Here is a 13,895-nt window from a genome sequence, read left to right on the forward strand (position 1 = left end):
TCTCCTTTCTACCTTTGGTTGATAACGGATTACGGATATAGACGGTATAACAAACGTGGGAATGGAATCGTTTCGCGAACGTGATCCAGACCGCAAATCCAAGCAACGGTACGTTCAAGACCTAGGCCGAAACCGGAATGCGGCACAGTTCCGTACTTCCGCAGATCGAGATACCATTGGTAGGCTTCTTTCGGCAGATCATGCTCTTGGAAGCGTTGTTCCATTAATTCCGGATCATCAATCCGCTGGCTGCCTCCGATGATTTCCCCATACCCTTCAGGAGCAATCATATCCGCACATAATACGACTTCCGGACGGCTAGGATCTGGTTTCATGTAAAAAGCTTTAATTTCCGTTGGCCAATGCGTAATGAACACAGGTGTTTCATACTCTGCGGCAATAGCTGTCTCATGCGGCGCTCCGAAATCTTCGCCCCACTCGAATTCATGGCCGTTCTTTTGCAGGAATTCAACGGCTTGATCGTACGTAATACGCGGGAAGGAGCCTTTGATTTTCTCCAATTTGGACGTGTCGCGCTCTAAGGTTTCCAGCTCTTGCGCACAGTTTTTGAGTACCGTTTGTACGATGTGAGATACGAACTGCTCTTGGACTTCAAGGTTTTCTGCATGGTCTACGAAAGCCATTTCCGGCTCAATCATCCAGAACTCAATCAGATGTCTTCTTGTTTTCGACTTTTCTGCACGGAACGTAGGGCCAAATGAATACACGCGACCAAGCGCCATCGCAGCCGCTTCCATATACAGCTGTCCGCTTTGCGTCAGGAAGGCATCTTCATCAAAGTATTTGGTGTGGAACAAATTCGTCGTACCTTCACAGGAGGAAGGCGTCAGAATCGGCGGATCTACCAGATGGAAGCCGCGATCATTGAAAAATTGCTGAACGGCTTGAATAATCTGCGCGCGAATGACGAGAACCGCACGTTGACGCGGGCTGCGAATCCACAGATGGCGGTTATCCATCAAGAAATCGACGCCATGCTCCTTCGGCGTGATTGGATATTCTTCTGTTACTTGAATGATCTCAACGCCAGTAACATCAAGCTCAAAGCCGCCTTTGCTGCGCGTATCCTCTTTCACTTTGCCTGTTATGTACAGCGAGCTTTCTTGTGTCAGCTTGGACGCCGCTTCCCATACGTCTTCTCCGACTTCACTTTTCACTACAACACCTTGTATATATCCTGAACCGTCTCTAAGTTGTAAAAATTGAATTTTACCGCTAGACCGTTTCTTGTTTAGCCAACAGCCAATTGTAACTGACTCGCCGACATGATGTTTAACTTCACCAATCGTACATTTCATACTGATTTAGTACCTCCTTGAGTTTTCGTGCAAACCTACTCCTGCCGGGTTGCCCCTGTCGCTAATTTCGGCGCTTTTCTATTGTACACTATTTCAAGCAAAGATTCAGTGGGTCGTTGATTGAACCAAATGATAGGTGTCTCTGGCGATAACCCATTCTTCATTCGTTGGTATGACCAGCACCTGCACTTTGGCATTTACGGTTGAAATACGACGTTCCAACCCTCTTCCTGTGCGGTTAGCGGCGTCATCGAATTCGACGCCGAGATAAGTCAGATGCTCGCAAACTCGTTTGCGTAGCACCTCTGAATTTTCGCCCACACCTGCCGTAAATACGATGGCATCCACACCATTCATGGCCGCGGCGTAAGCCCCGATGTACTTGCGTAGGCGATACTCGTACATGTCAAAAGCCAACTTGGCGTTTTTATCTCCAGCCTCCATCGCTTCCGTGATCTCCCGCATATCGCTGGATAACCCCGAGATCGCCTGCAGTCCGCTGTGCTTGTTCAGCATGGACGAAATCTCGCCAAGCGTCAGATCCTCCTTGCCCATCGCATAGGGCACGATCGCAGGATCCAGATCGCCGCTGCGCGTGCCCATCATCAATCCTTCGAGCGGGGTCATTCCCATGCTCGTATCCACTGACTTGCCGCCCTCTATGGCGGCGCAGGAAGCCCCGTTACCGATGTGACAGGTAATGAGCTTCAACTGCTCCAGCGGGCGGCCCAGAAAGGCTGCGGCGCGTTCGCTGACGTAGTTGTGCGAAGTGCCGTGGAACCCGTAGCGGCGCACTTTGTGCTTCCGGTACAGCGCCATCGGTACCGGATACAGGTAGGCCTGCGCCGGCATGGTCTGATGGAAGGCCGTGTCGAACACGACGGCCTGAGGAACATCCGGCATGTTCGCCTCTACGGCGGATATGCCGAGCATATGCGCCGGATTGTGCAGCGGCGCCAAATCAAAGAGCCGCTTGATCTCCTGTTTCACCTCGTGGTCGACGAGGACGGAGCTCTTGAAGCTTTCACCGCCGTGAACGACGCGATGGCCGACGGCATGAATCTCTGCGGCTGACGCGATTACGCCGTGCTCAGGATGAACGAGCAGCGCAAGCACCTTGCGAATCGCTGTGGTGTGCTCCAAAATTTCACTGACCTCGTGAACTTCCGGTTTATCCTTTGGTTCATGCAGCAGGATGGCGGTTTCCATCCCAATCCGCTCTACGCGGCCTTTGGCCAGAACCGTATCATCTTCCATATGAAATAGCTGATATTTGAGCGAAGAGCTACCCGCGTTAATAACAAGAATATTCATAGCCTGTCACCATCCTTGTCATAAAGGAAAAATCCTTCTCCCGTTTTGACGCCTAAATGGCCGGCACGAACCATTTTCTTGAGTAGAAACGATGGCCGATATTTGATGTCCCCATAATCGCGGAACATCCCTTCAAGCGCATCATGCACAGCATCCAAGCCGAATCGATCGCACATTTCTAATGGGCCGTATTTGAAATCATATCCGATCCGCATCGCGGTATCGATATCTTCAGCCGTTGCTACTCCTTCGGATAGTGTGTGCAGTGCCTCATTGATGAGCGTACAAATCAATCTCGACGTTATAAAGCCGGGTGATTCATTGACTTTAATCCCTTTTTTATGAATGAACTCATCTACAAAACGTCTCGTTTGTTCAAAGATTCCGTCGGATGTTTTCATCGCCCGGATGATCTCGACGAGATTGACTTTCGCCACCGGATGCAAGAAATGCAGGCCAATGACCCTTTGCGGATGGGTTGTGATGGCAGCAATTTCAGTTACGCTAAGTGTGGATGTATTCGTTGCTAAAATAATAGAAGGATCGCAGATTTGATTCAATTGGAAGAAAACATGCTTCTTGGCATTCAAATCCTCCGTAATGGTTTCTATGACCATATCGCATGTCGCCATATCCTGCAGGGAATCCGCTTTCTTTATTTTAGTCAAAATGAGCTTCTTCTCTGCTTCCGTCAAAGCCCAACGTTCGATTTGTTTATCTAAACTAACCTGGATTTGCTCGAGCGCGCGATCCAGCTTCTCTACTGTTTTCTCAACAAGCATTACTTCCAGGCCGCTGGCTGCAAGCATTTCAGAAATGCCTTGCCCCATTGTGCCACCGCCAACTACACCAATCGTTTTAAACACCATGCCAGATTTCTCCTTCTTTAAGGCTCATTCTTATCATTCACAACTGAAGGGCAATACAACCTAAGGAGCCCACTCATATCATACAATTTTTACTTCCAGATTTCATTACCCGTCACAAAACCTTGCGGAACCTTTACGAGCTTTGACACAATTCCCCATAGAAAAAAAGGCTGTCCCGCAAGCAGCTTATTTCTCGCTACTTTCGTGGACAACCTCAAGTCTTAATCTTTATGCACTTTGTATAACTGAAGCATCAAATAATTTACGGAACGTGTCGCCTGAGATGACTTCTTCCCCCATTAAAATAGCGAAGGAATGATCAAATACATTTCTCTGCTGCTCCAGCAGCGACTTGGTACGGATCATTAACGCATCAAGAATGGCTGTGTTCTCTTTCATCAGTTGATCCTTGGTAACCATTTCACGGTCAATGATACCTAGCGACGTCAGGCCGGAATCCATCATATTGCGCACCATAGAAAGAGCTTGCTCAAAGTCATTCCGTGAGCCCGTGCTGCGTCCGCCATAGAAGATTTCTTCCGCCGCGGCCCCGCCTAAAGCGATCATGATTTGCTGCTCGATATAATCCTTTGTGTATAAATAATGGTCCTTCGGAGGATTATGACGCACATAACCGAGCGCTTTCCCGCGCGGGCTGACGGTTACTTGCGAAACCGAGCCAGGGCGCACAAGCTCAGCGATAATAGCGTGGCCCAGCTCATGGTAAGCTACGCGTTCTTTCTCATCCTGCGCGGTTTCCTTATCGGTCCGCTCACCCATCATGACTTTATCAATCGCAGATGCCAAATGATGCTGCTCAATTTCCTTTTTTTCCTCACGCATCGCATAAATGGCCCCTTCGTTCAAGACGCCTTCCAGCTGAGCACCTGAGAACCCGAAGGTTTGTTCGGCAACTGTATCTAAAGAAACGCCAACGGCTAACGGCTTATTTTTCACATGAATATTCAAAATAGAAAGACGCCCTTTTTTATCCGGTAAATCAACCTCAATATGACGGTCAAAACGCCCTGGACGAAGCAGCGCGCTGTCGAGCATTTCTTTCCGGTTCGTTGCCGCCATAATCAAAATACGCGGAGCATCATTCGTATGAATACCATCCATTTCGGTTAACAGTTGGTTCAGCGTTTGGTCATACTCGCGCTGTTGCCCCCCGTCACGCTTACCCCCGATAACATCAATCTCATCGATAAAAATAATCGCGTTATCCTTGCCTTCCTTTACGGCGCGACTTCTAGCTTCTTTAAAGAGATCACGCACACGGCTTGCACCTACACCGACGTACATCTCCACAAACTCACTGCCTGAAGCTGCTAAATAAACGGAATTCGTATAATGAGCTGCTGCTTTCGCCATCAATGTTTTACCGGTCCCCGGAGGACCTGTCAGCAGAATCCCTTTGAGAGGACGAATGCCCAACTTCTTAATTTCTTCGTGTTTAATCAAAAAATCAAGAGCCTCGGTTAATTCTTTCTTCGCCCGGTCTTGCCCGCCAATCTCGTCAAACGTGAGAAACGCCGGTGTCCGAGTTTTGCTTTTACGATCGCCGCCACCACCGCCACCGGAAATACCAATGCCGCCGCGGCCTCTAATCATATAAAACAATGAAATGCCCAATACGCCGACAAATAAAATAGGGATAATGTTGACCCCTAAGAAAATTAAGAAAACTAGCAGTACCGGAATAGCGCCTATGCCAATCTCTTTATAAATTTTACTCATTCGGCCACACTCCCATCTGCGTGGATCTAGGAAGCATTATGAATTTAGTGGCATCGCCATCTGTCAATCGAATATAAACATAAGTTTGGTCCATTTCACTTTCAACTTTCATACTAGGCATATCAGAAGCATATTTTTGTAGAGTCGTTGGGATGTCTGCATAATGCTTGGTTTCCATGGCTTGAGCGACTTCAAATAAAGCTTTGGACCACCATTGATCAAGCTTTTCGGACGGATTATCTTTAATTTGAATATTTACTGTACGTTTGCCAATAATCGATGCGCCATCTTTGTTAATCCGCTCAACAACCGTTCTTAAATTTGCATCCGCTTGTAAACTAACATCTATATCAACGCGATCTTTGTCCAATTTCATCGTTGAACTTGTCACACCGGGAACTTTACTAATGATATCTGATAATGGGTTTTCCATAGCGAAACTTGTATACGCGAACCAGCCTCCGAATAATACGCCGGCAGAAATAATTACACTCAGTACAACAGGTAAGAGACGTAGCTTCATCAGTCAACGTCCCCCTTTCTCGATATATTATGTTGCGTCCAACTCCATACGATTAGTATATCATGAGATATATACTGCGACCTTATGAAATGAGTGGAAACAAAAAAAACTCAGCCTATTGAAGGCTGAGTCTGTACGTATCCAAATAAAGTCCATCTTTGAATTTATAATAATCATAAAAATATCTTGTACCGCTATCGTCTGTCTTTTTATAAAAAACTTCCCAAACGTAATCCTGGCCAAGCTTCCCCGGCATGACGCGTTCAATCTCCACACCCGGATTTTTCTTCATTACGGCATCTCGAATTTGTGCCTCCGTGAAGCCTTCAGTAGCCATTTCCGTATGAACATCCTTATCAGAGACCCATACAATGACACCTTGGCCGAGCTTATCTTCCCCATAGACGATCCGAAAAGGCTCATCTCCATAAAAGAAATCCACTTTTGCCGCTTTCGTCATGATGCTTTTCTCATAAGCAGTCTCTACCGCCATGCGTTTGTTATCCCAATGATCCTTCTGCACATTTAAGTAGAAGCGGCTGAGTACGACGCCAAGCGTCAATACAATAAATACGCCAAAAGTAATGATTCTCGTTCGCTTTGCACCCATCAGCGCCGCTCACCTCCCCAACCGAATTGCCGGCACCTTTTTAACCAATTAATCTATCAAAACACAATTCAAATTCGCGTTTGATTTTTTCCTCATCCATCGTTAAGCATTCCCCTTTGCGAACAAGCCAATTGCCGTCTACGCAGACGTCGACGACATCTTTGGCACATGCGGAATACACAACATGCGAAACAAAATCTGTTTTTGGCAGGAAATGAGGCTGGTCGATATCCAACGCGATAAAGTCCGCTTTCATGCCCGGTTGCAGTAAACCTACGTTATCCAACCAAATCGATTCCGCTCCCATCTTCGTACCTAGCATCAATGCTTCAGCAGCGGGTACTGCCAGCGGGTCACCAGAAACGCCTTTGTGAATCAGCGCGGCGAGTCTCATTTCTTCAAACATATCCAAATTATTATTTGAAGCTGCGCCGTCCGTACCAAGTGAAACCTTCACCCCTGCACGAAGCAATTCAGGCACACGCGCTACGCCGGAAGCAAGTTTCAGGTTGCTTCCCGGATTGTGAGAAACGCGAACATCATATTGTTTGAGAACATTGATTTCTTCGTCCGTTAAATGGACTCCATGCGCTACAAGCGTTGGTCGGCTGAACACGCCGATCTTCTCCAGATGAGCAACAGGACGCAGTCCGTATTGATCTACATTTCCTTGCACCTCACGGCTTGTTTCCGACATGTGCGTATGGATCGGTAAATTCAAATCGTGGGCAGCCTGAACGATTCGTTCAATATAATCCGGCGGACATGTGTAAGGCGCATGAGGAGACATCATTGTCGTGATACGTCCATTTGCAGCACCATGCCATGTTTTTGCAAACTCAGTGGCTTCTTGCAGCTTAGCCGTCTGTACATCAACCGGGCACAGTCCGATCACACCGCGGGCAAGAACCCCGCGCATTCCTGATGCCTCAACGGCCTTCGCCACTTCATTCATATGGTCGTACATATCGACAAAAGTCGTAGTCCCGCCCTTCATCATTTCCAAAATGGACAGACTCGTCCCCCATTTCACATCTTGGGCGGTAAATTTCGCTTCCATCGGCCACATTTTCTCTTCCAACCAAATTTGCAGGGCTAAATCGTCGCCGTAACCTCTCAGCAGCGACATCGCGGCATGACCATGCGTATTGACTAAGCCGGGCATGTACAACTTATTCGTACCGTCGATGATTTCATCGTAGTTTTCCTTAAGTTCAGGAATTTGTTCACCGATATATGTAATCAGATCGCCTTCTATGACCATGCAGCCTTTGATTGATGATTTACCTTCAATAGTAGAAATGAAATGACCGTTCATAATTAATGTTTTTTTCATACTAAAAAACCCTCTCTATGCTCATTCTAAGTTAAACACTGCTTTATAAACTTTACATCTTAAGGCTTGTAAAATCAAGGAAGTGTACAATGTTAAGAAATTGTAAAATGTCACGGAATTTTCGTTGCTTTCCGTCCAATTGTTATGATATTTTTAATTTTGTGAGTTTTTTCAACAAGTTGGTCTGTTTATCTTATAAATTCGATCAAAATCTTGTACATATAGTAAATACTAGGAGGCATTTATGACCACGTTATTCACAAAAAAGAACGAAGTCGATTTCTTGCAATTGCTCATCCGCGCTGCAGAAAACGCACTGCAAACTGCACAGCTGTTCCGCACAGCCATGATGGGTGACAAATCCCCCATAGACTACGTTCAATCCATTCACGATCTTGAACATGCCGGAGACTCCATCACTCACGAAATTTTCAAAGGACTCAATAAAGTGTTCATTACACCGATCGATCGTGAGGACATCATGGTTCTTGCCTCCAAAGTGGATGATGTCACGGATGGTATTGAAGCTACAATCGCTCGTTTTGACTATTTGAACGTCTCGCATACGGATACATATATGAAAGACTTCTCGGCTGTCATCGTGGATTCCTGCCAACATATGCTTGATGCATTCAAATTGCTTGCGAAGAAAAAATATATGCAAATTCCTGAACATACAGTTGCCATTAACTCGCTTGAGAATGACGGCGATCGCTTGATGCGTGAAGGAATCCGTCAAATTTTCATCACGCGCAAAGATGTATACGAAGACTTTAAGCTAAAAGAAATTTATGAGCGCTTGGAAGAAACAACGGACGCTTGCGAAGACGTAGCCAATATCCTAGATAGCGTAGTACTTCGTTATTCATAAGACTTAACCGGTCTATGTGTACGAAGATAGTTTTCCGAATGGAAGGCTCTTAGGAGGAAATCATGTTAACTTATTTGATCGTAATTGTTGTACTAGCTTTACTTTTTGATTTCATCAATGGATTTCACGATACAGCCAATGCGATTGCCACATCCATATCTACGCGCGCGCTCAGTCCTCGGGTAGCTATTGCCATGGCAGCGACACTTAACTTTGTTGGTGCGATGGTGTCCTCCAAAGTGGCCAAAACGGTTGGAGGCAGTATCGCAAACCCAGCCCAAATTGCCAATGGCGTTGAAATCGTCATCGCAGCCCTGCTCGCGGCGATCATATGGAACCTTCTGACATGGTATCTTGCGATTCCCTCCTCTTCTTCCCACACCCTGCTCGGAGCTCTTGCCGGTGCGGTGATCGCCGGTGCCGGTGTGCACGCGGTAAATTGGAGTGGTTTTACGCAAATCATTATCATCTTGATTCTTTCACCGATCATTGCGTTCGCCCTTGGTTACGTCATCATGCTTTTGATCAAGTACATCGTCATATGGTCCGGTAATACGTCCAGATCCAAGCTTAATCGTGTTTTCAGGACTTTGCAGATTATTTCTGCCGGGTTGCTCTCCTACTCGCATGGCGGTAACGATGCACAAAAAGCGATGGGTATTATCGTCTTCGGTCTAGTCGCAGCCGATGTTCAAACGACGCTGGACGTTCCGCTATGGGTTAAAATTTCAGCGGCACTAGCAATGGGTCTGGGAACTTCGATCGGAGGATGGAAAATCATCAAGACCGTATCCGGAAAAATTGTCAAAATCGAACCGATTAACGGATTTGCATCCGATCTCACATCGTCACTCGTCATTCAATTCTCCACCCATATCGGAAAACCGTTATCAACAACACATGTTATTTCCTCCGCGATTATCGGGACAGGCAGTGTCATGCGTTTCCATGAAGTTCAGTGGGGAACCGTCAGCCGCATGTTGATTACTTGGGTCATTACCATACCGATCAGCATTGCGCTAGCATACTCCATATACTTCCTTATTTTCAGATTGATCTTCTAAATACAGAAAAACCGTCAGGAAGTCCTGACGGTTTCTTTTTATTTCTTAGTCTAAATAGTACGCCAAACTTTGCAGCTCCGTTGTAAAATCCGCATAATGCACGCGAACTTCCGGAGGAACCTTAATAATGACCGGCGCAAAATTCAGAATAGCTTCAATGCCGCAAGCAACAAACTGATTGGCCACATTTTGAGCTTCACTCGCTGGCACAGTTATAATCCCGATTCGCACGCCTAACTCCGATAAAACAGCCTTCATTTCCCCCATCGGTTGAACCGTCAAATTATTAATCGTCTCTCCGGCTTTGGAGGGCATCGCATCAAAAACAGCGACAATTTTCATATCATTCCGCAGATAAGTATTATAATTGCATAATGCGCGGCCAAGATTCCCCGCTCCAACTAGAGCCACCTGGATATGCCGGTCCAGTTTGAGGATCTGTCTTATTTTTTCGATCAAATAAGCAATATCGTATCCGATGCCTTTTTTACCGAACTCACCGAAATAGGCCAAATCTTTACGAATCTGGGCCGGATTCAGATCAAGTTTTTGACCCAAATCCTGCGAAGATACCGTTGCGACATTTTTCATGGCAAGCTCGTTCAGGAACCGTAGATAGATGGGCAGTCTGCGAACAACAGCTTCCGATATTTTTTGTGATTTCATTTCTACGCCTCCCCCATCCACTGCTCAATCCTTGGTAACATTTGTTCCGTTGTCATATGCTCGATTTTGGGTCCTGGCAGGGAGTAGAGGAAGTGCTTGCCATAGAAGGTTTCGATGACACGCGTATCGTAGATGATCACAATCCCTTTGTCTGATGCGCGTCTAACTAACCGGCCGAAGCCTTGTTTAAATCGAATGACCGCCTGCGGCACAGAAAATTTCATAAACGGGTTCTCGTTCCGTTTCTTAATATTTTCGCATTTAGCCTCAACGAGCGGATGATTCGGAGGTTGGAACGGCAGCCGAATAATGGCCAAACAGCTTAGCGCATCTCCAGGAATGTCTACACCTTCCCAGAATGAGCTGGTGCCAAGCAGCACGCACATCTTGTTATCCTGGAACATACGGGTTAATTTACTGCGATTGCCGCTGTCTACCCCTTGGCCAAGCACAGTAATCCCATAGGCTTTCAAGTAGTCTTTCATCCCGGCATAAATCTGTTTGAGCATCCGATTGGATGTGAACAAGATCAGCATTCGACCTTTGGTCACGATAGCGACTTCACTTAAGGATTCAATGAGGGATGCAATGAAAACGGGATCCCCTGCCCCCTTAATCGTAGGAAAATCTCTTGGAATAACAACCAAAGCTTGCTCACGATAGTTAAAAGGAGAAGGCAATTGAACCGTTTTGAGCTTACCGTTCTCTTCATCCTGCGGAATCACTAGGCCCAATTGATCAGCGGAGTATTGAAAGGATTTGTTCACGGACAAAGTCGCCGAGGTCATGATGATGCTTTCTTTTGTCTCAAAGAAATGCTGTTGAAGCAAGCCGCTGACGTCCGTCGGTACTGAGATCAGCTGAAGCGACTTCGCCCTGGCGTACGTCCCTGCTTCCATCCAGTAGACATAACCATCATCCGCCATTTTCATAAAGAAATGAAGGGCATCTCGATGCTCATAGAGCTCTTTCACGGTGCCGTTAAGATCCGTTACTAAGCCTTGGACCCCGAACACGTCCTGATGCTCCTTCACATCGCTTAACAATTTATCCAGCGTGCGAAGCAAATCATTGGCATTCAGATAAATATTGTCCTCCATGGCCAGCATCTCGTGCCAATTAGCAGGCAATGTCTCCGGCTTCATACGCAGGACATACGTGGAATTCTCCGTTTGCGACGGATCGCTTTTGGACGACAGCAGCTCATAGAGTGATTCGCTCAGCCGATCCCAATCCTCTTTAATCTGCACGATTTTTGGGAAAAGGCCGTCAATCGTATGACTCCATGCCGCTGCCCGTTCTTGCTGCTCATCCGATTTCTGCAATCTAAACCGCAGCATCGGCAGCTGGCCGCTCCGATTATCTTTGTATAGCCAGGTCAAGGAATGATACATCGCTGAGGAGTGCAGCTCGATACCGAGATGTTTACTCGCCACTTCTTCGAAATGATGTGCCTCATCAATCACAAGGTGCTTGTAAGCCGGCAGGAGGCGGTTCTCCGCCTTCATATCGGTAAACAGAAGGGAATGGTTCGTGATGATCACATCAGCCGTATTGGCGTCATTACGTGCGCGATGATAGAAGCACTTTTTGTACCATGGGCACATCCGGTTTAGACACGAGTCTGTATCGCTGGCTACCGAATACCAGAATTGAGCGCCTTTATTCCCAAAATGGATTTCCTCTTCATCCCCGTGTTCCGTTTCACTCAGCCAAACGACCATTTGTGCCGCTGTAATTGGATCCTCTTTGCCATTCTCGTAATCACGCGTTGTCAGTTTCGTCTCAAATTTGCGCAAGCACAAATAGTGACTTCTTCCTTTAAGCACAGCCGCCCTAAAAGGAACCGGAAATATCTCTTTCAGCAGCGGAATATCCCGCTCTCTGAGCTGCTCTTGCAGGTTAATGGTGTGCGTGGAGACAACCACTTTCTTCTCATATTTGATGCCATAATAAAGGGCTGGAATCAAATAGCCAAGTGATTTCCCTGTGCCCGTTCCTGCCTCAATCATCAAATGTTGATCGTTCTCCAGCGATTTCTCTACTTCGTAGATCATTTGCTCTTGCGATTCCCGCTCTTCGAAAATCTCAAACTTCTGCTGAAGCGCCAGCTTCAAGCCTTGATGAAATTGTTTGAAAGAAGCCCCTAACCCATCTTCATCCGAAGGGCCGCGGATGTCATCCTCTTCGCCCCAATCGGTGACATTCAGCGTGAATTGACGGAAATAACGATTCGTATCCGTATCAATGCTCGTAATCGATTCTTTATATAAACATATTTCGTCCAAAAACCAACCCAAATCGCTGGAGCTATTCTCAAAAATATGCTGCAACCGCTGAACCGTAAGGAGAGGCAGTCCAATCAGCCTTTCCAGACATCTGATCCAGATTTCAGCAGTAACCTCTGCGTCGCTATCAGCCTGATGAGGCCGCTCATGGTCAATGCCAAACAAACCGGCTACCATGCTCAACTGAAGACTGGAAATCGATGGGAATAAAATGCGAAGCATATCCATCGTATCCAGTACTCGGCCTGAGAATGGCGGGTACCCGGTTTTGGTCAGTCCCCTTTGCAAAAAAGAAACGTCAAACGCCGCATGGTGGGCCACAAGCACGCAATCAAACAAAAGTGGGAACATATCCGACATCACTTGATCAAGCGTGGGTGCGTCTGCAACCATCTCATCCGTAATGCCAGTAAGTGTCGTAATGGAAGAAGGTATACCCATCCCTGGATGAACCAGAGAAGTATACCTGTCGATAATTTGAAATTGATCTATAATGACCAGTCCAACTTGGATGATCTCATCCGTAGGCTGACTTCCTGTCGTTTCAAAATCCAAAACAGCAAATTTCATGACGTGTATCTTCAATCCCTTCGTCCTGCACTTCTCCTAGCATACCAAATCTTATTAGGAAAAGGGAATACCTGATCGCCATATTGGTTTCAGGACTCGTCCAGATTGATGAGAGGCTCCATACATGAGGGGTCGGTATGGTACGCTTTTTGAAAATACTCGAAAGCTTTTTCTATATTCTGATTCTGCACCTGTATGACTCCCATGGCGTTATAGGAAATAGCTTTCATCTTGGAATTATCCGTTAGAGGCAGGAGGAATTTGAAGTGCCTGTACGCCTCTCCAAACTCCCCTTTACGCAGATGCCCCATCGCCAAATAGACCCTCGCCAACAAAAAATCAGGCTGCCTGCGAATCAAGACCTCAAACTCCTTGATCGCTTGATCATACATATAAAGCTTGTAGTACCCTTGCCCCCGGACAAATTCATCCGTTTGTTTCCCGGACAGATCCAGATCCATCAGTTCTTTATGAAGGGTTTGGGTACTGATCGGGACGGCCCCATAGAACTTTCCCAGTTTCTCCTCAAAAAGCAGCCACGCCTCAATGAACTCATCACTCATTGTTTTCAACACTTGCAATTGTTCGTCAAGCTCCGCTCTTTTCTCCACATCACTATTCGGATATTCTTTTTGGATTTCTTCCAAAACCTCGTTCATTGTGGAAAATAAATGCTTAAACATTTGGCATCCCACCTTTGCTTCGAAAGCTTACCCTCATTCTTT

12 protein-coding genes are annotated in these 13,895 nt (G+C 46.5%); 2 read left to right on the plus strand and 10 right to left on the minus strand.

Annotated features, from left to right (window positions below):
• Window positions 1–29: 29 nt before the first annotated feature.
• The 7 genes from asnS to AC3WTJ_RS08450 form a co-directional block, all read right to left on the minus strand.
• A complete protein-coding gene (gene asnS / locus AC3WTJ_RS08420; protein WP_127451466.1) occupies window positions 30–1,325 on the minus strand; it encodes an asparagine--tRNA ligase in 1,296 nt (431 codons plus the stop codon).
• Window positions 1,326–1,424: 99 nt separating this feature from the next.
• Window positions 1,425–2,633 carry an acetate kinase gene (locus AC3WTJ_RS08425; RefSeq protein ID WP_492521440.1) on the minus strand — a complete coding sequence of 403 codons (1,209 nt, stop codon included), beginning with the start codon at window positions 2,631–2,633 and terminating at the stop codon, window positions 1,425–1,427.
• Window positions 2,630–3,502: a 3-hydroxyacyl-CoA dehydrogenase family protein gene (locus AC3WTJ_RS08430; RefSeq protein ID WP_492521441.1), complete on the minus strand. Its 873-nt coding sequence runs from the start codon at window positions 3,500–3,502 to the stop codon at window positions 2,630–2,632. The genes AC3WTJ_RS08425 and AC3WTJ_RS08430 overlap by 4 nt, the downstream gene beginning before the upstream one ends.
• A 228-nt stretch (window positions 3,503–3,730) precedes the next feature.
• Window positions 3,731–5,242 (minus strand): AAA family ATPase, encoded by a 1,512-nt coding sequence (locus AC3WTJ_RS08435; RefSeq protein WP_492521442.1) that lies wholly within the window; start codon window positions 5,240–5,242, stop codon window positions 3,731–3,733.
• A complete protein-coding gene (locus tag AC3WTJ_RS08440) occupies window positions 5,235–5,765 on the minus strand; it encodes a hypothetical protein (RefSeq protein ID WP_157320025.1) in 531 nt (176 codons plus the stop codon). Before AC3WTJ_RS08440 ends, AC3WTJ_RS08435 begins: the two co-directional genes overlap by 8 nt.
• Window positions 5,766–5,880: 115 nt before the next feature.
• The gene (locus AC3WTJ_RS08445; protein WP_492521443.1) at window positions 5,881–6,375 is read right to left on the minus strand and encodes a cell wall elongation regulator TseB-like domain-containing protein; all 495 of its coding nucleotides are present in this window, start codon (window positions 6,373–6,375) and stop codon (window positions 5,881–5,883) included.
• 40 nt (window positions 6,376–6,415) lie between these two features.
• On the minus strand, window positions 6,416–7,711 hold the full coding sequence (locus tag AC3WTJ_RS08450) for an amidohydrolase (protein WP_492521444.1): 1,296 nt from the start codon (window positions 7,709–7,711) through the stop codon (window positions 6,416–6,418).
• Between the two features lie 244 nt (window positions 7,712–7,955).
• Between AC3WTJ_RS08450 and AC3WTJ_RS08455 the strand changes: the two genes are divergently transcribed.
• Window positions 7,956–8,582 carry a DUF47 domain-containing protein gene (locus tag AC3WTJ_RS08455; RefSeq protein ID WP_127451452.1) on the plus strand — a complete coding sequence of 209 codons (627 nt, stop codon included), beginning with the start codon at window positions 7,956–7,958 and terminating at the stop codon, window positions 8,580–8,582.
• A gap of 62 nt (window positions 8,583–8,644) precedes the next feature.
• Window positions 8,645–9,646 (plus strand): inorganic phosphate transporter, encoded by a 1,002-nt coding sequence (locus AC3WTJ_RS08460; RefSeq protein WP_492521445.1) that lies wholly within the window; start codon window positions 8,645–8,647, stop codon window positions 9,644–9,646.
• A 45-nt stretch (window positions 9,647–9,691) separates the two neighbouring features.
• Here AC3WTJ_RS08460 and AC3WTJ_RS08465 read toward each other — a convergent pair whose 3' ends face one another.
• The 3 genes from AC3WTJ_RS08465 to AC3WTJ_RS08475 all read right to left on the minus strand — a co-directional run bounded on the left by AC3WTJ_RS08465 (window position 9,692) and on the right by AC3WTJ_RS08475 (window position 13,853).
• Window positions 9,692–10,312 (minus strand): redox-sensing transcriptional repressor Rex, encoded by a 621-nt coding sequence (locus tag AC3WTJ_RS08465; protein ID WP_127451448.1) that lies wholly within the window; start codon window positions 10,310–10,312, stop codon window positions 9,692–9,694.
• 2 nt (window positions 10,313–10,314) lie between these two features.
• On the minus strand, window positions 10,315–13,170 hold the full coding sequence (dinG, locus tag AC3WTJ_RS08470) for an ATP-dependent DNA helicase DinG (RefSeq protein ID WP_492521446.1): 2,856 nt from the start codon (window positions 13,168–13,170) through the stop codon (window positions 10,315–10,317).
• An 89-nt stretch (window positions 13,171–13,259) separates the two neighbouring features.
• Window positions 13,260–13,853 carry a tetratricopeptide repeat protein gene (locus AC3WTJ_RS08475; RefSeq protein WP_127451445.1) on the minus strand — a complete coding sequence of 198 codons (594 nt, stop codon included), beginning with the start codon at window positions 13,851–13,853 and terminating at the stop codon, window positions 13,260–13,262.
• Window positions 13,854–13,895: the final 42 nt, after the last annotated feature.

This window comes from Paenibacillus sp. FW101-FHT12H11, assembly GCF_058790355.1.